At 71.6% G+C, this 24,028-nt stretch carries 22 protein-coding genes; 9 read left to right on the top strand and 13 right to left on the bottom strand.

Annotated features, from left to right (window positions below; translation table 11 throughout):
- The first annotated feature begins 11 nt into the window (after positions 1 to 11).
- Entirely contained in the window at positions 12 to 674 is a 663-nt protein-coding gene (locus D458_RS0104095; RefSeq protein WP_017585455.1) for an AIM24 family protein, read from the top strand.
- Between the two features lie 97 nt (positions 675 to 771).
- Here the strand turns inward: D458_RS0104095 and secD are convergent, their stop codons facing one another.
- Positions 772 to 3,426 carry a protein translocase subunit SecD gene (gene secD / locus D458_RS0104090; protein ID WP_017585454.1) on the bottom strand — a complete coding sequence of 885 codons (2,655 nt, stop codon included), beginning with the start codon at positions 3,424 to 3,426 and terminating at the stop codon, positions 772 to 774.
- 122 nt (positions 3,427 to 3,548) lie between these two features.
- A complete protein-coding gene (locus tag D458_RS0104085; RefSeq protein ID WP_051049580.1) occupies positions 3,549 to 4,022 on the bottom strand; it encodes a hypothetical protein in 474 nt (157 codons plus the stop codon).
- Positions 4,023 to 4,231: 209 nt separating this feature from the next.
- Here D458_RS0104085 and metG point away from each other — a divergent pair, with 209 nt between their 5' ends.
- On the top strand, positions 4,232 to 6,049 hold the full coding sequence (metG, locus tag D458_RS0104080) for a methionine--tRNA ligase (protein WP_017585452.1): 1,818 nt from the start codon (positions 4,232 to 4,234) through the stop codon (positions 6,047 to 6,049).
- Positions 6,050 to 6,106: 57 nt separating this feature from the next.
- Here the strand turns inward: metG and D458_RS0104075 are convergent, their stop codons facing one another.
- Together D458_RS0104075 and D458_RS0104070 are read right to left on the bottom strand one after the other, a co-directional pair.
- On the bottom strand, positions 6,107 to 6,520 hold the full coding sequence (locus tag D458_RS0104075) for a GntR family transcriptional regulator (RefSeq protein ID WP_017585451.1): 414 nt from the start codon (positions 6,518 to 6,520) through the stop codon (positions 6,107 to 6,109).
- Positions 6,517 to 7,749, bottom strand: a complete 1,233-nt coding sequence (locus D458_RS0104070; protein ID WP_017585450.1) for a hypothetical protein — start codon at positions 7,747 to 7,749, stop codon at positions 6,517 to 6,519. The genes D458_RS0104075 and D458_RS0104070 overlap by 4 nt, the downstream gene beginning before the upstream one ends.
- 160 nt (positions 7,750 to 7,909) lie before the next feature.
- On the opposite strand from D458_RS0104070, the gene D458_RS0104065 reads away from it, so the two are divergent.
- Both D458_RS0104065 and D458_RS32865 read left to right on the top strand, forming a co-directional pair.
- On the top strand, positions 7,910 to 8,848 hold the full coding sequence (locus D458_RS0104065) for a TatD family hydrolase (protein WP_026118984.1): 939 nt from the start codon (positions 7,910 to 7,912) through the stop codon (positions 8,846 to 8,848).
- Positions 8,849 to 9,078: 230 nt separating this feature from the next.
- Positions 9,079 to 10,155: a M48 family metalloprotease gene (locus D458_RS32865; protein ID WP_017585448.1), complete on the top strand. Its 1,077-nt coding sequence runs from the start codon at positions 9,079 to 9,081 to the stop codon at positions 10,153 to 10,155.
- Here the strand turns inward: D458_RS32865 and rsgA are convergent.
- The 4 genes from rsgA to D458_RS0104040 form a co-directional block, all read right to left on the bottom strand.
- Complete coding sequence (gene rsgA / locus D458_RS0104055; RefSeq protein ID WP_017585447.1) at positions 10,152 to 11,273, bottom strand: ribosome small subunit-dependent GTPase A; 1,122 nt, start codon at positions 11,271 to 11,273, stop codon at positions 10,152 to 10,154. The genes D458_RS32865 and rsgA overlap by 4 nt on opposite strands.
- A gap of 263 nt (positions 11,274 to 11,536) precedes the next feature.
- Complete coding sequence (locus tag D458_RS0104050; protein ID WP_026118983.1) at positions 11,537 to 12,412, bottom strand: MHYT domain-containing protein; 876 nt, start codon at positions 12,410 to 12,412, stop codon at positions 11,537 to 11,539.
- Between the two features lie 119 nt (positions 12,413 to 12,531).
- Positions 12,532 to 13,290, bottom strand: coding sequence for an MHYT domain-containing protein (locus D458_RS0104045; protein ID WP_017585445.1), 759 nt, complete (start codon positions 13,288 to 13,290; stop codon positions 12,532 to 12,534).
- A gap of 202 nt (positions 13,291 to 13,492) precedes the next feature.
- Positions 13,493 to 14,035 (bottom strand): TetR/AcrR family transcriptional regulator, encoded by a 543-nt coding sequence (locus tag D458_RS0104040; protein WP_026118982.1) that lies wholly within the window; start codon positions 14,033 to 14,035, stop codon positions 13,493 to 13,495.
- A 248-nt stretch (positions 14,036 to 14,283) separates the two neighbouring features.
- Between D458_RS0104040 and paaN the strand changes: the two genes are divergently transcribed.
- The 5 genes from paaN to D458_RS0104015 all read left to right on the top strand — a co-directional run bounded on the left by paaN (position 14,284) and on the right by D458_RS0104015 (position 18,637).
- Positions 14,284 to 15,957: a phenylacetic acid degradation protein PaaN gene (gene paaN, locus D458_RS0104035; RefSeq protein ID WP_017585443.1), complete on the top strand. Its 1,674-nt coding sequence runs from the start codon at positions 14,284 to 14,286 to the stop codon at positions 15,955 to 15,957.
- Between the two features lie 150 nt (positions 15,958 to 16,107).
- The gene (locus D458_RS0104030; protein ID WP_017585442.1) at positions 16,108 to 16,812 is read left to right on the top strand and encodes a carbonic anhydrase; all 705 of its coding nucleotides are present in this window, start codon (positions 16,108 to 16,110) and stop codon (positions 16,810 to 16,812) included.
- A 529-nt stretch (positions 16,813 to 17,341) separates the two neighbouring features.
- Positions 17,342 to 17,842: a hypothetical protein gene (locus tag D458_RS0104025; protein WP_017585441.1), complete on the top strand. Its 501-nt coding sequence runs from the start codon at positions 17,342 to 17,344 to the stop codon at positions 17,840 to 17,842.
- A 95-nt stretch (positions 17,843 to 17,937) separates the two neighbouring features.
- Positions 17,938 to 18,309: a hypothetical protein gene (locus D458_RS0104020; protein WP_017585440.1), complete on the top strand. Its 372-nt coding sequence runs from the start codon at positions 17,938 to 17,940 to the stop codon at positions 18,307 to 18,309.
- 82 nt (positions 18,310 to 18,391) lie between these two features.
- Entirely contained in the window at positions 18,392 to 18,637 is a 246-nt protein-coding gene (locus D458_RS0104015) for a hypothetical protein (RefSeq protein ID WP_017585439.1), read from the top strand.
- Between the two features lie 61 nt (positions 18,638 to 18,698).
- Here the strand turns inward: D458_RS0104015 and D458_RS0104010 are convergent, their stop codons facing one another.
- The 5 genes from D458_RS0104010 to D458_RS32860 form a co-directional block, all read right to left on the bottom strand.
- The gene (locus D458_RS0104010; RefSeq protein WP_017585438.1) at positions 18,699 to 19,703 is read right to left on the bottom strand and encodes a sugar phosphate isomerase/epimerase family protein; all 1,005 of its coding nucleotides are present in this window, start codon (positions 19,701 to 19,703) and stop codon (positions 18,699 to 18,701) included.
- 75 nt (positions 19,704 to 19,778) lie between these two features.
- A complete protein-coding gene (locus tag D458_RS0104005) occupies positions 19,779 to 21,173 on the bottom strand; it encodes a nucleotide pyrophosphatase/phosphodiesterase family protein (RefSeq protein WP_017585437.1) in 1,395 nt (464 codons plus the stop codon).
- 38 nt (positions 21,174 to 21,211) lie between these two features.
- Positions 21,212 to 22,375, bottom strand: a complete 1,164-nt coding sequence (eboE, locus tag D458_RS0104000) for a metabolite traffic protein EboE (protein ID WP_017585436.1) — start codon at positions 22,373 to 22,375, stop codon at positions 21,212 to 21,214.
- A complete protein-coding gene (locus D458_RS0103995; protein ID WP_017585435.1) occupies positions 22,372 to 23,265 on the bottom strand; it encodes a TatD family hydrolase in 894 nt (297 codons plus the stop codon). The genes eboE and D458_RS0103995 overlap by 4 nt, the downstream gene beginning before the upstream one ends.
- Entirely contained in the window at positions 23,265 to 24,023 is a 759-nt protein-coding gene (locus D458_RS32860) for an EboA domain-containing protein (RefSeq protein WP_239647885.1), read from the bottom strand. The genes D458_RS0103995 and D458_RS32860 overlap by 1 nt, the downstream gene beginning before the upstream one ends.
- Positions 24,024 to 24,028: the final 5 nt, after the last annotated feature.

Below are 24,028 nucleotides of genomic sequence, written 5' to 3'. Positions count from 1 at the left end.
ACGAGGACCCCGTGCGCAGTGAACTCTTCCAACAGGCCCAGGAGACCCAGCGGCCCGGTATGCACCTGCAGAACCACAAGATGCTCAGGGTCGGGCTGAACGGCGAGTTCTTCGCCCGACAGGGGTCGATGGTCGCCTACCAGGGAAACATCGACTTCGCCTACCAGGGCGCGGGCAGTGTCGGGAAGCTCTTCAAGAAGGCCTTCACGGGTGAGGGCCTGCCCCTGATGCGGGTCTCCGGCCAGGGGGACGTGTTCCTGGCCCGGGACGCCTGGGACGTCCACCTGATCGACCTGGAGGGGGACTCCATCACGATCAACGGGGAGAACGTGCTGGCCTTCGAACCGGGCCTGGAGTGGGACATCCGCCGGGTCAAGGGCGCGGGCATGACCACCGGCGGGCTCTTCAACACGGTCTTCACGGGACAGGGCCGTATCGCTGTCGCCTGCCACGGGACCCCCGTGCTGCTCGACATCGACCAGCCCACCTTCGTCGACACCGACGCCGCCGTCGCCTGGTCGAGCGCGCTCCGGACCGGCGTCCGCAGGACGGCCAAGGCGGGCGCCCTCATCGGGCGCGGCAGCGGCGAGGCCTTCCAGCTCTCCTTGGAGGGGCGGGGCTTCGTGCTCGTACAGGCCTCGGAGGGCGTCCCCGCCCCCACACCGAGCGGCTGAGCCGCAGGGGCTCCGGAACAAGGGGAGGGCCCCGGCCCGCGCGTGGTGCGCGGACCGGGGCCCTCCCCTTCTGCTCAGCCCTGACGGGGACCGGTCGTCACACGACGGCTCCGTCGTCGGCGTCGCGGGCGGCCTTGGCGGCCACCTTCTGCTTGGCCTTGCGCTCCTTGAGCACGTGCGGAGCGGGCGTCCTGTCCCACTTCTGCAGCCAGATGGCGAGCGGCACGGCGACGAAGACGGTGGAGAACACACCCGTGGTCAGACCGACCAGCATCGCGATGGAGAAGTCCTGGAGCGAGGATCCACCGAGGAAGGTGAGGAAGCCCAGGATGATCCACGCGCCGACGGTCGTGTTGACCGTACGCGGCAGGGTGTTGAGCACCGCACGGTTGGCGATCTCCTTGAACGAGGACTTGTCGTCCCTCGCCCACTCGTCCCGGACCCTGTCGAAGACCACCACCGTGTCGTTGACGGTGAAGCCGATGACGCTCAGGATCGCGGCGAGGAAGACACCGTCGATGGGCTTGCCCAACCAGATGAACAGGCCGATGACCAGGACCATGTTGAAGGCCAGCGACAGCATGGTGGAGACACCGAAGGACCAGCGGAACCGCCAGGCCAGGTAGACCATCTGCAGGGCCAGGGCCGCGCCGAGGGCGATCAGCGCCCGGTTGCGCAGCTCGTCGCCCATGCTCGGACCGATCAGCTCGTCGCTGACCAGTTCCACGCCGCCCGTCTCCTCGGACAGGGCCTCCGCGATGTCGGCGGCCTCGGGGTCGGAGATGTCGCCGGTGCGCACGGAGATGTCGCCGTCACCGGACTCCTGCACCACCGCGGTGTCCGAACCCGGGAAGTCCAGGCCGGAGATGACGGTGCGCGCCTCGTCCACCGAGATGTTCTCGTCCCCGGTGATCTCGTACTCCAGGACCCGGCCGCCGGTGAACTCCACACCCAGGTTGGTGTCCCGGACGAACGGGGCGGCGACGGCGGTCAGCACCACCAGCGCGGCGACGACGAGGCCGACCCTGCGGTAGTCCATGACCTGCGGGTTCTTCTCGACCAGCCAGGTACGGACCGGGCCGATCTTGCTGAGGCCCGTGATCGCGGGGTGCTTCTTGATGACCGCGCGGCGCACGGCCCACTCGACGAACACCCGCGCGATGATCAGCGCGGAGATCATCGAGGCGATGGTGCCGATGCTCAGCGTGACGCCGAAGCCCTGCACGGTGCCGGAGGCGAAGAAGAACAGCAGACCGGCGGCGAGGAACGTGGTGACGTTGGTGTCGAGGACCGCGCTCCAGGCCTTCTGCGTGCCCTGGACGAACGCCTTCTCCAGGCTCGGGGCGATCGCGCGGCGGCGACGGCGCGCCAGCGCACCGGTCTCGGCCTTGGCGACCTCGGCGTCGGTGGCGTCCTTCATCCCGGCGGACTTGTTCGCCTCGTACGTCTTCTGCTGACGCTGGTACTCCTCACGCGCACGTTCGAAGATCAGCACGTTGGCGTCGATGGCCATACCGATCGCCAACACGAAACCCGCCAGACCCGGCAGGGTGAGTGTGGCCCCCAGGGCGACCAGCGCTCCGTAGGCGATCAGCGTGTAGAAGGCCAGTGCGATCGAGGCCAGGAAACCGACGAGCCGGTAGACCACCGTGATGTACAGGGCGGTGAAGGCGATACCCAGGAGCGCGGCGATGGCGCTGGCCTCGATGGCGGCGGCACCGAGGGTCGGGCCGACCGTCTGGCGCTGGACCTCGGTGACCGGCAGCGGCAGCGAGCCGCCCTCGATCAGCACGGCCAGCTCGTTGGCGCTCTCGCTGGTGAAGTCCTGGCCGCTGATGGTGGTCTGGCCACCGGACATGCCGGCCTCACAGCCGGTCTCCGCGGTCACCTGCGGCGCGGAGATGATCTGGTCGTCCAGCACGATCGCCACGCGGCGGCGCGGGTCGCCCTCCTGGTAACAGGCGGCCTGACCGGTCAGTTCACGCCACTGCTCACGGCCCTCGCCGCGGAAGCTGACGTTGACGACCCACTGGGCGCGGTTGACGCTGTCGAGCGCGGCGTCGGCGCTGGAGACGCGGTCGCCCTGGATGTAGGTCTCACCCAGCTGAAGCATGTTGCCCTCTTCGTCGGGCAACGTCATCGCGACGTCCTCGGGGTTCTCCGCCGAGGGGCCGGCGGGCGCCTGGGGCATGCCCTGGCCGCCGCCCTGCATGCCGCCGAGGAGCTCTTCCATCTCCTCCTGCGTCATCTCCGGCTGTTCGCCGCCCTCCGCGGGGGCGCCTTCCTCGCCGTCGCTGTCGGCGGGGGCACGGGCCTCGTCCGCGGGCGGGTTGGCGAAGTCGCCGCCGCCGGGGGCCTGGACGCCCTGACCGCCCTGTTCGCCCACACCGAGCACGGGGTGGAAGGACAGCTGGGCGGTCTGGCCGACGATCTCCGCGGCCTCCGCCGGGTCCTGCACGCCCGGGAGCTCGACGATGATCCGGTTCTCACCGGAACGCGACATGGTGGCCTCGGCCACGCCGAGGCGGTCGATGCGCTGGCGCAGCACCTCGACGACCTTGTCGGTGTTCTCCGAGTTGGCCTCGGTGCCGTCGGTGCCGTCCTGGGTCTCCAGGACGATCTGGGTGCCGCCGCTGAGGTCGAGCCCCAGCCGCGGTGGAATGAACCACGCCGCGCCGAACGCGACGAGAATGACGAGAAGGGAGATGAGCGCGCGTGTCCAGCGCGCTCCTGCTCCCGTTTGACTGGACAAGGGGTGAACCTCTCACTGCGGATGGTGGGTACCGGTCGCATGCCCGGCCGGTCCGGGCAGGGGGGTGCGTGGGGCCGATCCCGCTGCCGTCGAGGGCACGGTGAGGCGGCCGACCGGGATGGTCAGACGATGGTGGGCGCGGTGAGAGGTGGTGCCCGGGTGGGCGGCAGCCCTTCCGCGTCGACCTGTTCGGGAACGGGGTCGTGGTGCGGGAGGGGCAGCGGCCACCAGGGTTGGTCCCACACCGCCAGGCGCAGTGCGCACGTGGGTACGGCGTCGGGCAGGTCCCGCAGCACCGATCGCTGGTCGCAGGTGGAGCCGGGTGGCCCGAGGGCCACCGTCTGGGAGCCGAGGTACGGGTGCGCTTCCTCCGCCGCCTCGTGGGAGGCGGGGCCGCGGCCGTCGTCGGAACTGTTCGAGGCGGCGTCCTCGGGGAGGCTGACGCCGCCGTTCGAGGGCAGCGCCACGGTGTCCCTCTCCCCGGACAGGCTCGAGGCCACGGGGAAGGACAGGACGACCAGCAGGACCACGCTGGCGATCAGCGAGCCGGTCCGCAGGGCAGGACGGGGTAGGGCACGGATAACCGTGGTAACCACCGCCTCAGGGCCGGGTAGGAGGGTCGTACTGACTCCGGCCGGTGCCCCGGTGACACACGGCCTCGTTCAGCAGAGCATACGGGTACCCACCCATCGGGGGGAATCGTGTGGTCGGCCCTGTGGACGACCCGGCGGACGGACCCCGGCCCGGCCCGCCGCGCGGGGCGCTCCGGTGCTCGGACACCCCTGGCCACCTTTAGTCTTGAGTCATGTCGTCGAATCGCCACATCCTGACCGCGGTCGCTTGGCCCTACACCAACGGCCCGCGCCACATCGGCCACGTCTCCGGGTTCGGAGTCCCCTCGGACGTCTTCTCGCGCTTCCAGCGAATGTCGGGGAACAACGTGCTGATGGTCAGCGGCACCGACGAACACGGCACCCCGATCCAGGTGCTGGCCGACCAGGAGGGCGTGACCGCCCGGGAGCTGGCCGACCGCTACAACCGGATCATCGCCGAGGACCTGGTCGCGCTCGGCCTGTCCTACGACCTGTTCACCCGCACCACCACCGGCAACCACTACTCCGTCGTCCAGCAGCTGTTCACCACGCTCTACGACAACGGCTACGTCTTCACGCGCACCACCCAGGGCGCGCGGTCCCCGTCCACCGGCCGTACGCTGCCCGACCGCTACATCGAGGGCATCTGCCCGATCTGCGGTTTCGACGGCGCGCGCGGCGACCAGTGCGACAACTGCGGCAACCAGCTCGACCCGATCGACCTCATCTCGCCCCGCTCCCGGATCAACGGCGAGACCCCGGAGTTCGTGGACACCGAGCACTTCATGCTCGACCTGCCCGCCTTCGCCGAGGTCCTCACCGAGTGGCTCAAGGGCAAGGAGGGGGAGTGGAGGCCGAACGTCCTCAAGTTCTCCCTCAACCTGGTGGAGGACCTCCAGCCGCGCGCGGTCACCCGCGACCTCAACTGGGGCGTGCCCATCCCGCTGGAGGGGTGGAGCGACAACGACGCCAAGCGCGTCTACGTGTGGTTCGACGCGGTGATCGGCTACCTGTCCGCGTCCATCGAGTGGGCCCAGCGCGTCGGCGAGCCCGAGGCCTGGCGCCGCTGGTGGCAGGGTGACGAGACCGAGTCCTTCTACTTCATGGGCAAGGACAACATCGTCTTCCACTCGGTCATCTGGCCCTCGATCCTGCTCGGGGCCAACGGCAGGGGCGACCGGGGCGGCGAGACCGGTCCGCTGGGCGAGCTGAACGTGCCCACCGAGGTCGTCTCCAGCGAGTTCCTCACCATGGAGGGCCAGAAGTTCTCCTCCTCGCGCCGCGTGGTGATCTACGTGCGGGACTTCCTGGAGCGCTACTCCGCGGACGCGCTGCGGTACTACATCATGGCCGCGGGTCCGGAGAACCAGGACACCGACTTCACCTGGGCCGAGTTCGTGCGGCGCAACAACGACGAGCTGGTGGCGGCCTGGGGCAACCTGGTCAACCGCTCCATCTCCATGGCGGCCAAGAACCTCGGCGAGATCCCCGCCGCCGGCGACCTGACCGACGAGGACCACAAGGTCCTGGAGGCCTCCAGGGAGGCCTTCGCCACGGTCGGCGCCCGACTGGAGAGGTCGCAGTTCAAGGCCGCGCTCCAGGAGGCCATGCGCACCGTCGCCGAGGCCAACAAGTACATCTCCGACCAGGCTCCGTGGGCGCTCAAGAAGACCGACCCGGAGCGGATGGCGACCGTCCTGCACGTGTCCCTCCAGCTGGTCAGCGACGCCAACACCCTGCTGACGCCGTTCCTGCCGGAGTCGGCCAACAAGGTGTACGCGATGCTCGGCGGCACCGGGACCTGGACCGGGATGCCCCGCATCGAGTCCGGCCACGACACCATCGGCGGCTCCGAGGAGAAGGTGGACTACCCGGTCATCACCGGTGACTACGCCGACAACGACGCCCGCTGGGGATCGGTCCCGATCGTCCCGGGCACCCCGCTGAGCCGTCCGACCCCGCTGTTCACCAAGCTCGACCCGTCCGTGGTGGACGAGGAGCTGGCGCGCCTGGAGGGCCCCACCGAGTAGGGATCGTCCCTTCGACGCCGCTGTGGGCCCCGGCCGTCGCCGGGGCCCACAGCGCTGTCACCAGTTCCGGCGGACGGCTTCGAGGGCCTCGTCCAGGCCGTGTCCCAGGCCGCGCGCGTGCGCGGCGAACGCGCGCGCGGGCTCCTCCAGGTCCGGCGGCCGCGTCGGGGGCGCCGGGTCCGCGGCGGGCGGGGGAGCGGTGCCGGAGAGCGTCGCGCGCGCGTGCTCACGGGCGTCGTCGGTGACCGAGGTTCCGTGGCGCCTGCGGCTGGAGAGCACGCCGACGGACTCCAGCTCCCGGAACGCCCGCGCCACGGTGTTGGGGGCCACGTTGAGGTCCCCGGAGAGTTGTCGGATGGTCGGCAGCCGGGCTCCTGGGGCCAGCTCGCCGGACACGACCAGGGCGAGGATCTGCCTGCGGATCTGCTCGTAGGGCGGGAGCGGGTCCCGCGAGTCGACTTCGATGATCATCGGACGTCCTGGTCGGCGCGGTCCACCGTGTCGGAGCTCTGGGCGGGTGCCTCGGCGAAGGGGGTGAGCGCGCGGACCGTGGACCGCCAGGTCGCGAACGCCCACACCAGGCATCCGCCGAGGGACACGGCCAGGCCGCCGAGGAGCAGCAGCGCACCCGGGTGGCCACCGTCGGGGAACCAGCCCGGCTGGGCGTAGGGGCTGCTGTGCATCGTCGAGCACTCCCTGGGATCGGTGGGCCGGATCGCGTAGACGGTCGCCGGAACCAGGTCGCCCGCGAGCACGAGCTGGGCGCCCACGACCGCGCACACCGTCCGTGCGGTGGAGAGGTGGCGCAGAGCCAGGTCCCGTGCGGGCTCCAGGGAGGCGATGGCGGGCCGGGTGGCGGCGACCAGCACGCCGACCGCGCCCAGAGCCGTGGTCGCGAGCGCGGCGACGCCGATCATGCCCAGTCCTACGGTGTCGGCCCAGTCGGAGAGCGCGAGGTCGCGGTAGGGGGCGCACGCGGCGATCACGGTCATGCGGTACTCGCCCACGGCGATCGCGAAGCCGGCGTAGGTCACCGCTGCGCAGAGCACGAGGACGCCGACGGCACGGCGTGCGGGCAGCACCGTGGACACCCCGCGCGGGCGCAGTTCGGCCCGGTAGGTACGGGCCCGGAACCGGAGCAGCAGGTTGGCCGTCAGGTCACCCGCCACGACCGCCGCGAGCACCGCGGCGACCAGGAACGAGGGCAGGAGGAGGACGTTGGGGGCGCCCAGGGCGAACAGGACGAGGATGCCGCCGCCGATCACGGCGACGAAGCCGAGGAGGGAGGCGGCGAACCAGCTTCGGGCGGTGACGCCCTCGTCGAGCGGTGTCGTGCGGGAGGCCCTCTCGCCCCGGGCGGAGACCGCGCGCCGTGAACGCGCCAGGAGCCAGACCCCCACGGCGACGATGGCCGTCATCAGGAAGGCGAAGTGCCAGATCCTGAAGTCGCGCACGTACATCTCCGCGGCGATCGTGGCCACCACGGCCGCGGTCAGGCCGAGCAGGGGGCCCACACGGAGCAGGGCGGGTCCGGAGGCTCCGGTGCGGATGCGCAGGGCGGGGAGCGCCATGGCCAGCATCGCGCACACGGCGACGCCGAGCGGGAGTCCCGCGCCGATGTTCTGGGCGTACAGGAGCTCGGCCGGCAGGGACAAGCTGTGACCCAGGGGATCGAGGAGGTACGACGTCAGTGTCCGCACGTGGCGTCCGTTCTGTTCGGAGTCGGTCGACGGCCAATCAGTTAATGTATTAAGTCATTGAGTCATTGCCCTGTCAAGCGTCCGGGTCCGCACGTGCCGGTCATGCGGTGCGGGCACCTAGTATCGAGCCGACGATCGATCGAGAAGGGTGGGCGCGGACGTGGGTAAACGCAGCGGGAGAGCGGTCAAGGAGCGCAACGCGCAGACACCGCCGGCGGCCCCCGAGCCCCTGCGGATTCCGGTGGCCGACAGCCACACCCACATGGACATGCAGACGCCCGGGGTCGAGGAGATCATCGCGGCCGCGGAGGCCGTGGGCGTGACCCCGCTCGTGCAGGTGGGGGTCGACCTGCCCTCCTCGCGCTGGGCGGCGGAGGTCGCGGCCGCCCACCCCGGCAAGGTGTGGGCCGCGGTGGCCCTGCACCCTAACGAGGCCCCGCGCGTGGTGCACGGCGACGGCGCCGAGGGTGTGGAGGCCGACGACACCGACTGGACGGAGAAGGCCCGTCCGGCGGGCGGGATCGAGGCCCTGGAGGCCGAGCTCGCCGAGATCGACGCGCTGGCCGCGCTGCCCCAGGTGGTGGCGGTGGGCGAGACCGGCATGGACACCTTCCGGACCGGGCCCGAGGGCGCCCGCGCGCAGGAGGAGTCCTTCCGCCGCCACATCGCCATCGCCAAGCGCCACGGCAAGGCGCTCATGATCCACGACCGCGAGGCGCACGAGGACGTCCTGCGGATCCTCGAGGAGGAGGGCGCACCGGAGCGCGTGGTCTTCCACTGCTTCTCCGGCGACGCCGACATGGCCAGGGTGTGCGCCGAGCACGGCTACTTCATGAGCTTCGCGGGCAACGTCACCTTCGCCAGCGCCGAACCCCTCCGCGAGGCCGCCAAGGTGGCCCCGCCGGAGCTGGTGCTGGTGGAGACCGACGCTCCCTTCCTCACCCCCAAGCCCTACCGGGGCCGCCCCAACGCCCCCTACCTGATCCCGCTCACGCTGCGCGTGCTGGCCGAGACCAAGGGCATGGGCGAGGACGAGCTGGCCGAGACCGTCGCGGGCAACGCCCGCAGGGCCTTCGGGTTCCAGGAACCCGGGGTCTAGGGACAACGGCTCCGGGAGCACCGGGAACGGACTCCTCGGCAGGACCTGCGGGCGGCCAACGTCTCGGCGCTGGCCGTCATCCCGCTGAACGGCAAGGACGGCGGCGGATGGTTCTCCACCCACCCTTCGCTGCCCCGCCGCACGGAGATCCTCCGCGAGCAGTCCCGGAGCATGGCCCGATCCGGACACCGAGGCCCGCTCCGGGCCGTGCGGCTCCTAGGATTCCGCCTATGCGTGCCTTCCTCTCCGCCCACGCGGCCATGCTCCGCGCCTGGGCGGTCATCGTCGCCGCCGCCCTGCTGTGCGCGGCTCTGGGCGGCGTGCTCGCCTCCTACCTGGAACTGGGCTGGTGGTGGGGGCTCGTACCCGTGGCGGTCATGCTGGTCTTCGGCGAGGCCGTGGTGCTGATGACCCCGGACGACCCCGTGGACCGGCGGGAGTCGGTGGAGCTCACCCCGGACACCGCCCCCCGGGCACACGCCGTGCTGGACCGGCTGTGCGCGCTGAGCGGGTGGCCCCGGCCGCGGCTGCGGCTCCTGGACCTGGAGGGGGCCAACGCGCTGACCCACATCTGCCGGGACGGTGTGCCGACGGTCTACGTCAGCGCCGATCTCCTGACGGAGCTGGAAGCGGCGGAGCTGGAGGCCGTGCTCGCCCACGAACTGTCCCACGTGGCCCACCGGGACCAGCGGCTGCTGATGTTCGCGACCGCGATCACCCAGTGGCCGGTCTACCTGACGGCGGCCCTGCACACCGCATTCGAGTGGTGGGACGTCCGGCTCACCGCTGTCGCCCGCAGGCAGGGCAGGGACTGGGAGACGGTGCTCACGGCGAAGGAGGACAAGGCGGAGGTCATGGCGGGGCTTCCGGAGGTCGACCCGGCCCCGGGGGCGGCGGCCGGGCCGGTCGGCGCCCTCGTCGTCGTTCTCCGGATCGCGACGGGGCTCGTCTACCTGTTCGGGGTGGTGCCGCTGATCTTCTGTGGGGCCGTGCTGTCGCTGCCCGGGCTCGCGGCCACAGCTGTGCTCAGCCGTCAGCGGGAGTTGGCCGCGGACCGGGCTGCCGCGGAGCTGACCGGGGCGCCCTCCGTCCTGGCCGCGACCCTGAGCCGGCTGGAGGAGCACCGGGACGCACTGCCGACCCAGGACCTGCGCCGCGGGGTCGATGCGATGGCGATCGTCGCCCTGCCGGCCAAGACAGGCCGCGTCCTCGGAACGCATCCACCGGTCGAGCGCCGCATGGAGATCCTCCGCGAGCAGTCCCGGAACCTGTACCGCTCCGGGACCGACCCGCGGAACACGACCTAGTACCCGCGCTTGAGGCGGGCGGCCTCCCTGCCGACGCGGTCGTTGCGCTTCCACTCCTTGCGGCGCTCGGCGCGCATGCGGGCGTCGCCCCTGGACCGGTTCCACTCGGCCTCGCGGCGCAGCTTGTACCAGCGTTCGAGGCGCCGGGCGTCCAGCTCCCCGTCGTCCACGGCGGCGTTGACCGCGCACCCGGGCTCGCTGCCGTGGGCGCAGTCCCCGAACCGGCAACGCTCGGCCAGGGCTTTGACGTCGGCGAAGGTGCGGTCGACACCGCTCTCGTCGCCGGGCACGTCGATGCGGCGCACCCCGGGGATGTCCAGGAACAGCGCGCCCCCGGGCATGGGGATCAGCTGCCGGTGGGTGGTGGTGTGGCGGCCGCGCCGGTCGTCGCGGATCTCCCCGGTCTCCATGACCGGCTGCCCGGCGAGTGCGTTGAGCAGGCTGGACTTCCCGGCACCCGAGGTGCCGAGCAGAACCCAGGTGGCGCCGGGGCGGAGCCGCGCGGCCAGTTCGGCCAGGCCCAGACCGGTGTGCGCGCTGACGGTGTGCACGTCGGCGCCGGTGGTGACGGACTCGACCAGTTCGACCACCTCGGGCAGGCGCTCACCGGCCAGTTCGGCCTTGGTGACGGCGACGACCGGGGTGGCCCCGCTGGTCCAGGCGAGGCTGAGGAAGCGTTCCAGACGCCCCACGTTGGGGCCCTGGTCGGCGGCCTCACAGATCAGCACCGCGTCGACGTTGGCGGCCAGGACCTGGTCGTGGGAGTCCTTGGCCACGCCCTGGCGGACGAGGGTCCCGGTGCGTTCCAGGACGGCCTCCACGAGCCAGGTGTCGCCGGAGCGGCGGACGGCGACCCAGTCGCCGCTGGTGGGTGCGGACGCGTGATCGGCCTCCGCGGCCCTGCGGACCCCGGGGGCGAGCGCCGCGGTCTCGTGCTGGGGCAGGCGGACGCCGACCGCTCCGCGGCGGGCCTCGGCGACCCGGGCGGGCAGCAGGACGTGCGGGGAGCTTCGGGCGGCGGTGTCGAAGGCGGCCTCGACACGGGGGTTCCAGCCCAACCCGCTGAGAGGGTGGGCGAAGTCGGTCTCGGACGTGGTGTTCTCGCTGTGGTGACTCACTGCGCTCTCTCTGCGGAGCGCGAGCCGGTGCCAAGGGGCGGGGCCGGGCTGTTCCCCGGGTGTTCCGGGAAGGGGTGGACGCGACCTACGGCTCGCTGACGAAAGGAAGTTCGGAACTGGGGACGGACATGGTGAGAACCATGGCGGACTCCTCTCGTCAGCGGCCGGCGCGGGCCGCACGGCACGGCACCGACCCTAGGACAGGGTCCCGGGCCGGTGCCAGTGGTTTTCCGGGAGCCGGTCGTCGGGCCGCCTCCACCGCCTCAGCGGCGCCGTGTCCACACGTCGTCGGCGGGGCGGGAACGGTTCGGTGGCGGTCCCTCCGGCGACCCGTGCCGAGGACGGTAGGACGCGTCGGAGCTCTGGACGGTGTGCTCCGCCGCCCGGTGGGAGGGGCGGGCGTAGTCCCGGCGCTCCCTCTCCTCGTCGCCGCCGAGCAGGAGGAAGAGGCTGCAGATCAGCAGGAAGACGAACAGGCCGGTGATCAGGGGCAGGATCAGGTCCCGCGCCTTGGCCCCGTCGGGGGCGCCGATGGGGGTGAAGTCGGGCGGGACGACGTGGAGCCCGGCCATACCGGTGTAGTGCATGGCGGTGACCGCGGCCGCCATGACCAGGGCGGCGAGGAGCATGCTGGGCAGGCCGCGCAGGTCCCGGGCGCACCACAGCGCGACGGTGGCGGCGGCCACGGCGATCACACACGACAGGGCTATGTAGACGGGGTCGTGGTGCATCTCCCCGTGCGTGTTCATGGCGGCCACACCCGTGTAGTGCATCGCGACGACGCCGATGCCGACGAGGGTGCCGCTGGTCAGGAGGCGGGCCGCGGTGGGGCGTCGCAGCACCAGGTGGAGGGCGGTACCGGTGACCAGGATCGGGATGACCCCGCTGATCGCGGTGAGGAGGACGTCGTAGCGAAGGGGCGATCCGGGGGCGGTGTAGCCGAGCATGGCGACGAAGTGCATCGCCCACACGGCTATGCCGCCTAGCGAGAGCGCCGCCAGGCCCAGCCACTGCCACCGGATGAAACCCGTCGCCCGGCGGGCCCTGGAGGCGAAGGCCAGGGCCAGGAAGGAACCGATCGCCGAGATGGTGTAGGCGATCGCGGGCGTCATCCAGCCTTGGGGGAGGAGATCGGACACGGTCCCTGTTCTCTGCTTTCCATGACGCAGGTCACATTTGTGGCTGCTGTTTATGGAGCGTAGAGATGTCCGTTATTTATTACCAGGGGCTTTAGTGGCCTGATGTGGCCAATTGATTTTCATGCGGATTCTGCGCGGTCCGAACGGCGGGGGCGGGTGTCCTCGCCCACGTTCAGCAGCAGGAAGAGACTGCAGATCATCAGGAAGACGAACAGGCCGGTGATCAGTGGAAGGAGCAGGTCCGGGGTGTTCGCGCCGGGCGGCGGGGTGAGCGGGACGTGGTCGGCGGCGGTGAAGCTCATGCCGAACATCCCGGTGTAGTGCATGGCCGACACGGCGACTCCCATGAGGAGGGCGGCGACCAGGGAGTACGAGGCCCGGCGCACGTTCAGGGCGAACCACAGCGCCGCCGTGGCGGCGCTCACCGCGATCACACACGCGGCCCCCACGAACAGGGGGTTGTGGTGCAGGTGGCCGTGGACGTTCATCGAGGCCATGCCCATGTAGTGCATGCCCACCACTCCGGCGCCCGCGATCAGGCCGCCGCCGATGAGCCACGGAGGCGTCGGCCGCGCGGTGGCCAGGGTGAGGGCCACCGCCATCACCCCGATCGCCAGCAGGCCGCTGAGCACGGTGAGCGCGGTGTCGTAGCGGATCGGCGCGCCCTGGATGCGGAAGCCGAGCATGGCCACGAAGTGCATGGACCAGATGGCCGTGCCGCCGAGGCAGGCGGCGCTCAGGGCCAGCCAGAGCCCGCGCCCGGGGCCGGAGGCGTCCCTGGCGAGCAGGGCGAACCTGAGCCCGATGAACGAACCGACGACGGAGAGGACGTAGGCGGCGGCGGGGGTCCACCAACCGTACGAGAAATGGTCGATCATGGCGCAGGGCTCCGGGGAGAAGGGGAGAAAGAAGAAAAGGGAAAAGAGGGGATGATTCCACTTTAGGACCTTCTTCCCTTCTTCGGGCGCGCCGGCGAGACACCCCCTTGCCGCGCACGGGGGCGGCGCGGAGAGAACCCTGCGGCCCATGGGTGTTCTCGGCCGACGGGGCGCCCGGGTGATGCTGGGCACACGCGGACGCTCAGTCCCGGTGGGTGCGGAGCCCTTCGAAAGCGATGCGGCACAGCGAGTCGGCGATCTCTTCGCACGCCATGCCGCGGTCCGGCTTGTACCACTCGACGATCGAGTTGACCATGCCGAAGAGCAGGCGGGAGGCGACCGCGGGGTCGACGTCGCTGCGGATGTCACCGTCGACGACGCCCTCGCGGACCAGGTCGGCGATGAGGTGGTCGAACCGGCGTCGGCGCTCCAGGGCGTGCTTCTCCACCTCGGTGTTGCCGCGCACCCGCAGCAGCAGGGTGACGTGGGGCAGCTCCTCCACCAGCACCCGGACGCTGCCGCGCATGACGTGTTCGAGCCGCGCGATGGCCGGGCCGGAGGTCGCGCCCTCCTCGCGGGTGACCTCGAACAGCGCGTCCATGGCCAGGTCGAGGGACTGGCGCAGCAGCTCGGCCTTGCCGGTGACGTGGTGGTAGATCGCGGACTTGGTCACGCCGAGGGCGCGGGCCAGGTCCTCCATGCTCGTGCCGTCGTACCCGCGCTCGTTGAACACGCGCGCGGCCACGCGGAGCACGGAGTCGGCGTCGTGCCCCGGTCGGCCGGAGCGGCGCCTGCCGGTCTGTCGAGGGGCTGCTGGTTCGGTTGCGGAAGATCGGGACACGGTTGTCGAATCTACCTTGTGGCGGGGGCGGACGCGCGGGAGGCGGGCGGGCCGGCGGTGTCGTTCCCTCACGAGGATTTGCTAACTTAACGAACGGTCGGTTGGTAATACACCATAGACCCCGGACCACCACCTGAGGAAGGGCGAAAGCCGTGGCGACGCACCCCCCGGACCTGCTCGAACGACACCGGGCGACCCTTGACGGCGCCGTGGCGGCGATCCGCGGACGACACCACCACACCGCCTACCCGGAGTCGCCGAGCCGTTCGGTCTACGGGGACGGCGCCGCCTCCGAGGGGGAGGCGGCCTTCAGGGCGCTGCTGGGCCGGGACTTCCCGCTGGACGGTCCCGGCGACCGCGGCCGCGTGGCCACGGAGCGCTCCCCCTACGGCCTGCCGCTCGACGTCACCTACCCGCGCGCCGACGCCGACGCCCTCCTCGCCGCCTCCCGGCGGGCCCTCACCTCCTGGCGCCGCGTGCCCCTCGACGTGCGGGCGGGCGTGTGCCTGGAGGTCCTCGACCGGCTCAACCGGCGCAGCTTCGAGATGGCGCACGCCGTACAGCACACCAGCGGCCAGTCCTTCGTCATGGCCTTCCAGGCGGGCGGTCCGCACGCCCAGGACCGTGGTCTGGAGGCGGTGGCCTACGGCTACGACATGATCGAGCACTACGCGGGGGAGTCGCGGTGGGAGAAGCCCCGGCGCCGCGGCGGCCCGATCACCATGGCCAAGCGCTACACCGCGCGCGGCCGCGGGGTCGGCCTGGTCATCGGCTGCAACACCTTCCCCACCTGGAACTCCTATTCCGCGCTCTTCGCCAACCTGGTCACCGGCAACACCACGATCGTCAAGCCCCACCCGGGCGCGGTCCTGCCGCTGGCGATCACCGTGGCCGTGGCCCGCGACGTGCTGACGGAGCAAGGGCTGGACCCCGACACCGTGCTGCTGGCGGCCGAGGCGCCCGAGGACCGCCTCGCCGCCGACCTCGCCCTGCGCCCCGAGGTGCGGATCGTCGACTTCACCGGTTCCACGGAGTTCGGAGACTGGCTGGAGGACAACGCCCGCCAGGCCTTCGTCAGCACGGAGAAGGCCGGGACCAACACGGTCGTGGTCGACTCCACCGACGCCTACCGTCCGATGCTCGGCAACCTGGCCCACTCCCTGGCGCTGTACAGCGGCCAGATGTGCACGACCCCGCAGAACATCTACGTCCCGGCCGCGGGCCTGGCCACCGACGAGGGCCACTGCGGTGCAGACGAGTTCGCGGCGGACCTCGCCGCGGCCCTCGCCGAACTGGCCGCCGACCCCGCACGCCTCGTGGGCGTGCTCGGCGCCGTGGTCAGCGACGGGGTGCGGGACCGCGTGGACTCCGTCGCGGAGCTGGGGGAGGTCCTGCTCGCCCCGACCGCGCCCGCGCACCCGGAGTTCCCCGACGCCGTCGTGCGGACCCCGGCCCTGGTCCGGCTCGGCGCCGAGGACCGGGAGGTGTACGGGCGCGAGCACTTCGGCCCGATCTCCTTCGTGATCACCACGGCCGACACCGACGAGTCCCTGCGCCTGCTCGGCGAGACCGTCACGGAGAGGGGCGCCATCACCGCGGCGGTGTACTCGACCGACGAGGACGTGCTGGAACGCGCGGAGGACGTCGCCCTGGACGCCGGGGTGAACCTGTCCGCGAACCTCACCCAGGAGGTGTTCGTCAACCAGTCCGCGGCCTTCAGCGACTACCACGGGTCGGGTGCCAACCCCGCGGCGACCTCGTCTCTGACCGATCCCCGGTTCGTGGCGGGAAGGTTCGACTTCGTGCAGTCCCGCCGCCACGTCTGAGCCGGCACGGCTGGGACCGCACGGGTGTGGCCGGAACCGGCGCGTTAGGAACGTGTCAATCCTCTTGAGAACCCCCTCGCCCCAGGAGTAGCTTCATTCCGCTTTGCTGACAAAAGTCCTTTTGTTCGTGAAACGGAAAAAGAGGCCCCCATGGCCATCACCCGTCGCGGCGCCTTCAAGGCGTCGCTCCTCGGCGGCGTCGGCGCCGCCGCCGCCGCTACCACCCTGCCCTCCTCCGCCTGGGCGGACACGGCCTCCGCCGCGCCCGCCGCCCGTGACGCGAAGGAGGCCCTGCGCCTGCTCAAGGCGGGCAACAAGCGCTGGTACCGCCACGCCTCCAGACACCCCCACGAGAGCAGGGCGCGCCGTGCCCAGCTGGTCGAGGGTCAGAACCCCTTCGCGGTGATCCTGGGGTGCGCGGACTCCCGGGTGCCCCCGGAACTGGTCTTCGACCAGGGGCTGGGCGACCTCTTCACCATCCGCTCGGCGGGCCAGGTCCTGGACGGCTCCGTGCTCGGCAGCCTCACCTACGCGGTCGAACACCTGCACACGCCCCTGCTCGTGGTCATGGGCCACCAGAGCTGCGGAGCCGTTGACGCCGCGGTGGAGGCCCACCGCACCGGCGAACTGCCGCACGGCCACGTCGGCGGCCTGGTCGGGGAGATCCTGGAGGTCGTGGAGTCCACCCCCGACGACGGTGAGGACTTCCTCGACGACTGCGTCCGGGCCAACGCCCGGCACATCGCGGAACGGCTCCGCGAGGACGACGAACTGGGCGGGTTCGTCTCGGACGGGAGTCTGGAGGTCGTCGCCGCCCGCTACGACCTGGAGAGCTCCAGGGTCTCCTGGCTCTGAGCTCCAGTCGATCCGAAGGGGAGCCCCGCCGGTCCGTCCTGTCGGCGGGGCTCCCCGTTCTTGTGGGCCGGTGCCCTCAGTAGAGGGCGCCCGTGGCCGGGCGGACCCCGGCGAGGGCGGCGTCCGCGATCTGGTCGGCGCGTCCGTTCCCCGGTCAGCGTCCTGAACCGTTCAGGGGCCGCCGCGACCCGCGCCCCGGTCTCCGCGGAGCGCCCGGGCGCTGCCGTGAAGGCGGCCGTCGTGGCAGTCGGGGGAACGGAAGTCCCGAAAAGCATTAAATCGCTCAGGGAAGAACGACCTTCGCTTTCTTTCTTATCGCTGGTTTTCGAGCCTGCTAGCCGTACATTCTGTAGAAAATTCCCCTCCCACGCTTTCCTGGGCAATGCCCGTTTCACCAGCCAAGATGCGATAAATGACGGAAAACCCTGCGAGGGGGAGCCCGGAGTCCTATTCTCGTGCTGTCCCCGAAGGACGTTTTCTGATTCACCCGCGGGCCGCTCCCGTCGGCCCTGATCCGCAAAGGAACACCGTGCTCGCCATCGATCAGCAGATGCGGGAGATGCTCCGGACGCCGGGGGTGTGCAGTGTCTGTCTCGTCGACTGGCGCGCCGGCTCTGCCCTGAACGGTGTCGGCCGTGACGAGAGCGACGCGGTGCCGGGCACGGCGGCGATCCTCCAGGCCATTCAGGGCGGTCCGCTCTGCACCACGCAGGTGGTCGAGGACGTGGTCGTCACCGAGGGAGACCACCACCTGCTGTTCGCCGTCCTGCGCGGCTCCGAGTTCTGCGTCCAGGTGCGCATGGACCGGGACCGGGGCAACCTCGGGTTCGCCCTGCGCCGTCTGCGCGACCTCGCGGACAGCGTCGAGCTGCCGAGCCGGGACCAGGGCCGGCCGCCGCGCCGGGGCCGGGGCGGCCAGGTTCGGCCCCGGGCCCTGGTCGCCGTGGACCGCCCGGTGCTGGAACGCGTCCTGACCGCGCTCCGCTCCCTGTCCCTGGGACGGGTCCGGAGCGGAACGGTGGTCGCGTGACCGCTGGCCCCGCCCCGCGCCGCGCTCAGGGACTGCGTCGTTGGATCGCCGACCGGAGAGTGCTGCGTCGGCTCAACCAAAGAAAAGAGAAGGACATGCCGAACATCGAAGCCGGGCTCAAGGAAATGATGGAGATCGACGGGGCGGTCGGCGCCGCCGTGGTCGACTACAGCAGCGGTATGGCGCTCGGAACGCTCTCCTCGACCAACGCGCTCGACCTCACCGTCGCCGCGGCGGGGAACACCGAGGTGGTCCGCGCCAAGATGCGGACCATGGACCAGCTGGGCCTCAACGACGCGATCGAGGACATCCTCATCACCCTGTCCGGGCAGTACCACGTCATCCGCCCGCTCACCAGCCGCAAGGGCCAGGGGCTCTTCCTCTACCTGGCCCTGGACCGGTCCCGGGGCAACCTGGCCCTGGCCCGGTACAGCCTCAAGGGCATCGAGGAGACCCTGGAGGTCTGAGCGGGTCCCACGGCCTTCACAGCCCCGCCGCCGATGGGGGAGAATGCCGGTGACAACCCCCCAACGGCGCAGGGAGACCGGTATGTTCCGGATCGCGATCAGTCGGATCACCGACGACGGCCAGCGCATCACCCCGCAGCACCGGGGCACCGCCATGTCCGTGGACGAGGCGGTCCTCGCCCTCCGGGAGCACCTGCCCACGGTGGACACCAGCGCCTTCCGGAGCGACGCGGTGCAGCGCTCGGTCAACCGGGTCAACGACTTCCGACACGACGTGGACACCGCCGACGGCGGCCACTACCGCGTGGTCATCGCCCCCATGATGTGAACCCGGTGCCACGGGCCCCTCCCGTGGCACCGGGCGCTCGCTCCGCCGGAACGGAACCCGGTCAGTCCGAGCCGAAGGCGGAGTCGAACGAGCTCTCGGGCGGGTCGAAGGCGTTGGCCCGCACGAACTTCACCGCCTCGGCGGCACCGGTGAGGCGGTCCATGCCCGCGTCCTCCCACTCGATGGAGATCGGCCCCTCGTAGCCGATCGAGTTCAGCACGCGGAAGCAGGCCTCCCACGGCACGTCGCCGCGGCCGGTCGACACGAAGTCCCAGCCGCGGCGCGGGTCGCCCCAGGGCAGGTGCGAACCGAGGCGGCCGTTGCGGCCGTTGCCCACGCGCTTGCGAGCGTCCTTGCAGTCCACGTGGTAGATCCGGTCCCGGAAGTCCCACAGGAAGCCGACCGGGTCGATGTCCTGCCACACCATGTGGCTGGGGTCCCAGTTCAGGCCGAAGGCCTCCCGGTGGCCCACGGCCTCCAGCGCCGCCTGGGTCGACCAGTAGTCGTAGGCGATCTCCGACGGGTGCACCTCGTGCGCGAAGCGCACGCCCACCTCGTCGAACACGTCCAGGATCGGGTTCCAGCGGTCGGCGAAGTCCCGGTAGCCCGCCTGGATGACGTCGTCGCCCACCGGCGGGAACATCGCCACGTACTTCCAGATGGCCGAACCCGTGAAGCCCACCACCGTGGACACGCCGAGTTTCGCGGCGGCCCGTGCGGTCAGCTTCATCTCCTCGGCGGCGCGCCGGCGCACGCCCTCGGGGTCGCCGTCGCCCCAGACCCGGGAGGGCAGGATGTCCTTGTGGCGCTGGTCGATGGGGTCGTCGCACACCGCCTGGCCGAGGAGGTGGTTCGAGATGGCCCACACACCGAGGCCGTGGCGCTTGAGGATGTCCAGGCGCTCCTGGGCGTACTCGTCGTCCACGGCGGCGCGCGTGACGTCGAGGTGGTCGCCCCAGCAGGCGATCTCCAGGCCGTCGTAGCCCCAGGACGCGGCGAGCGCGCACACTTCCTCGAAGGGCAGGTCGGCCCACTGGCCGGTGAAGAGGGTGACCGGTCTGGTCATCTGGCTTCCTTCGTGTTGGTCGGGGTCGGGGCCGCGAGTTCCGGTGCGGGGACGGCCCCTGGGTGGCCGGTCGGTTCAGAGGGGGGTCGACCCCGTCGGTGCCGGCACACCGACGAGGCCGAGCATGAGGTCGCGGACCTCGGTGGCCGCGATACGGTCCCGGGCGAGCGCGGGTTCGGTGCACAGCAGGAGGGGCCCGTCCTCAGGGGTGTCGTGCGGGCGCCCGTGCGTGCCCCGGACACAGCCCGGGTCCAGGGGGACGACGTTCATCGTGTAGCGCAGGCCGACCTTCTTACGGACCAGGTTGGCGGCCGCCCGTGCCTTGACCATCGGGTCGGCGGGGTCCAGGAAGAGTTCGGCCGGGTCGTACCCGGGCTTGCGGTGGATGTCGACGCCGCGTGCGAAGTCGGGGGCCGACTCGTCGCGCAGCCAGTAGTAGTAGGTGAACCAGGCGCCGGGGTCGGCGAACAGGACCAGCTCGCCGGAGCGTTCGTGGTCGAGCCCGTAGCCGGCCTGGGCCCCGCGGTCCAGGACCAGTTCGACCCCGTCCAGTCCACGGAGGAGCTCGGTGACCCCGGGCAGGTCGGCGGGGTCCTGGACGTACACGTGCGCGCACTGGTGGTCGGAGACGGCGAAGGCCCGGGAGGCCCACGGGTCCAGGTACTCCATGCCCTCCTGCGTGTAGACCTCCAGGAACCCCTTCTCGCGCAGCAGCCGGTTGACGTCCACCGGCTTCTCGGCGGGGGTGATCCCGTACTCGCTGAGCACCATGACGGCGGTCCCGGCGGCCTCGGCGTCGTCGAGCAGGGGCGCGAGGGCGGCGTCGAGGTCGCGGACCGCCTCCCGGGCCTGTTCTGATCCGGGGCCGAAGCGCTGGAGGTCGTAGTCCAGGTGCGGGACGTAGCAGAGTGTCAGATCGGCCCTGGGCAGGAGCTTGCGGGTGGCGGCGACGATCCACTCGGTGGAGCGGATCGAGGCGGTCGGGCCCCAGTAGTTGAACAGGGGGAAGGGGCCCAGCTCCGAGGTGAGTTCGTCGTGCAGTTCCACGGGCCGGGTGTAGCAGTCCGGGGACTTGCGCCCGTCCGCGTGGTAGACCGGCCGGGGTGTGACGGTCCAGTCGGTGGTGGCGCCCATGGCGTACCACCAGCAGATGTTGGCGGTACGAAAGCCCGGGCGGTGGCGGCGGGCGGTCTCCCACACCTTCTCGCCCTGCACCAGGCGGTTGTGCTGGCGCCACAGGTACACCTCGCCCAGGTCCCGGAAGTACCAGCCGTTGGCGACGGCGCCGTGGTCGGCGGGGGCCGACCCGGTCAGGAACGTGGACTGCACGGTGCAGGTGACGGCGGGCAGCACGGTGTCCAGGTTCGCCTGCCAGCCGCGCTCGGCCAGGGCGCGCAGGCGGGGTGCGTGTTCGAGGAGGCGGGGGGTGAGCCCGACCGCGTTGACGACGAGGAGGCGTCGGCTGGTCATGGGGGCGGTCCCTTTCCTGTGCGGGGGCGGCTGAGGGGTCAGAGCTGGACGAGGCCGAGGCCGGTGAGGCGGTCGCGTGCCCAGGCCAGTTCCGCGGCGATCCCGGCGATCAGGCCGTCCTCGCCGACCGGTCGCCGCTCCTGCGGCAGCACCGACCAGGTGTAGGTCTCCACCTCCACGTGGTCGGTGCGGGCGCCGCCGGGTCCCAGGAGGTGGGAGAGGGTCTCGGTGAGGTGGTCGGTGGTGCCGCGCAGCGGGGCCGCGGCGGGGGAGTGCAGCGGGGCGTGGAAGTGGGTGCGCCACGGACCGCGCCCCTGCAGGGGGCGGGGGCCGTCGAGGGCCTCGGGGAGGTCGTCGCGGTTCCGGGTGCGGCCGCCGAGCAGTTCCCGGGTCTGGTGCAGGAACCGGTCCTCGGTGAAGGCGGACAGCGCGGCGCGGGTCGCGGGGTCGCTCGGGTCGGGGGCCTCCACGGCGGCCGAGGCCTGGGTCTTGACCACCGGCAGTCCGGCGTCGGCCAGGCGGCCCAGCGCCGTGCGCGGTTCCTCGAAACCGACCGCCAGGTGGCAGGTGTCCAGGCACACGCCCAGGTGCGGGGGCAGGTCCACGAGCAGGCGGGCGGCGTCCCCGGTGGTCTCCACGACGCATCCGGGTTCGGGTTCCAGGCCCACCCGGACCGGGCGTCCGGCGTCGGCGAGCCCGTCCAGGACGGCGGAGAGCTCGGCGAGGTGGTCGCGGGCGGCGGTGAGGCGCTCGGGGCCCCAGGGCTCCCGCCAGGCCAGGGGCAGGGTGGAGACGCTGCCGCGGGCGGCGTCGTCGGGCATGAGCCGGGCCAGGATCCGTGCGCAGTCCACGGTGTAGTCGAGGCGGGCGCGCTCGGTCCAGTCCGGGCTGTACACGGCGTGCTTGACGACGGGGGCGTGGAAGCCGGTGTAGGGGAAGGCGTTGAGGGTGACGGTCTCCAGCCCGGAGGCCTCCAACCCCTTGCGCAGCCGGTCGGTCCGCGCGGGGTCGTCGGCGAGTTCGCGGGCCAGCGGAGCGGGCAGCCACAGGCCCAGCCCCAGCAGGTCCGTGCCGAGGGCGGCGCGGACCCCGCCGCCGAACACCCGGATCTGGCGCAGGACGCCGTCGAGGTCCTCCGCGGGGTGGACGTTGGTGCAGTAGGCCAGGTGGACGACGGTGCCGTCGGGGTGCCGGAACCTCACGCGGCGCCCCCTTCCGGGCCCGCCTGGGAACCCGGGTCCGGGCGTTCGCCGCGCAGGATCGAGTTGCCGGAGAAGGTGCCGCCGGTGTCCGTGCCGTCGTCCAGCATCAGGCGGCCGCTCCGGGCGTAGAACTCCACCGGGTTGCGCCACAGCACACGGTCCACGTCGTCGTCGGTGAATCCCGCCTCGAGCATCCGCTGTCCGGTGTACAGGGTGGTCAGCGGGTCGCTGTGCCCCCAGTCCGCTGCCGAGTTGACCACGGTCCGGTCCAGGCCCCACTCGGACAGGATCCGCACCATCCGCTCCGGGGACATCTTGGTGTCCGGGTAGATGGAGAAGCCCAGCACGCACCCGGAGTCGCGCACCAGCTCCACGGTGGTCTCGTTGAGGTGGTCCACGAGGACCGTCTCGGGGGCGATCCCGGACTCCTCCACCAGCCGCAGGGTGTGCCGGGTGCCCTCGACCTTGTCCCGGTGCGGTGTGTGCACCAGGACCGGCAGCCCGAACTCCTTCGCCAGCTCCAGCTGGTGGCGGAAGGCCTTCTCCTCCTCCGCGGTGCGCGAGTCGAACCCCACCTCGCCGACGGCCACCACCCCGTCCTTGGCCAGGTAGCGGGGGAGGAGGTCGAGCACCCCGGTCAGCCGGGGGTCGTTGGCCTCCTTGGGGTTGAGCGCGATGGTGCAGTGGTGGCGGATGCCGAACTGCGCGGCCCGGAAACGCTCCCAGCCGACCAGGCCGTCGAAGTAGTCGCGGAAGGAGCCCACGCTGGTGCGCGGCTGGCCCAGCCAGAAGGCCGGTTCCACCAGGGCGCGCACCCCGGCGTCGTACATCGCCCGGTAGTCCGCGGTGGTCCGGGAGGTCATGTGGATGTGCGGGTCGAAGATGCGCATTACGCCTCCGGAGGTCGAGGGGGCAGTCGCGGCGGGCTCACGGGTGAGCCCTCGGTCGGGCCCGCGGGGCCGGGGACCCCGGGGAAGCGCTCCAGCACCCGGTGGACGTCGGCGGGCACCGCCCGGCCCGCGCGCTCGCGTTCACGGGCGAAGTCCGCGCACATGCGGGCCAGCTCGGTGTCGGCCCGCTCCTCCAGCCCCGCCACCAGGCGCAGCGGCACCCCGGTGAACAGGCACTTGAGCACGGTCTGACGCCAGGAGTGGTCGTCGAGCAGGGACTGGGCCCTGCTGGCGGCCGCCGCGGCGACCAGTCGGGTGTCGTTGGTCCGCACGGCGTCCGAGAGCAGGCGGCGGGCGGTGGCGGCGACCTCGGGAGCCCCGGTGTCCAGGCAGCCGAGCCCGTGCAGGACCGCGCGGCGCTCGTCGGCGTCGCCGTACTCGTAGAGGTCGTCGACCTCCCTGGCCAGGTCACCCGGTGGCAGGACCTTCGACAGCACGCCGAGCAGGTCCATGCGGACCAGGTCCTCCAGGGTCGGCCCCTCCGTCCCCGAGGGGTCGCCGGAGGGACCGGGGCCGCGCGCGACGCGCCGGGCCGCGGCGGGGAAGAGCACCGCGACGCGTCCGGGGCGCTCGCCCACCTCGGCGCGCAGTTCGGTCAGGGCGGCGCGGGGCCCGGGCTCCAACAGTTCCGCCGGGTCCACGGCGGCGCCGTCCGCGCGGTCGTCGCCGCCACGGCTGTCGCCACTGTCGCTGTTCACACCGA

It is taken from the genome of Nocardiopsis ganjiahuensis DSM 45031 (genome assembly GCF_000341085.1).
GTDB classification, from domain to species: Bacteria; Actinomycetota; Actinomycetes; order Streptosporangiales; family Streptosporangiaceae; genus Nocardiopsis; species Nocardiopsis ganjiahuensis.
The sequence above is the reverse complement of the archived record's forward strand: the minus strand, read 5'-3'. Positions and strand labels throughout refer to the sequence as shown.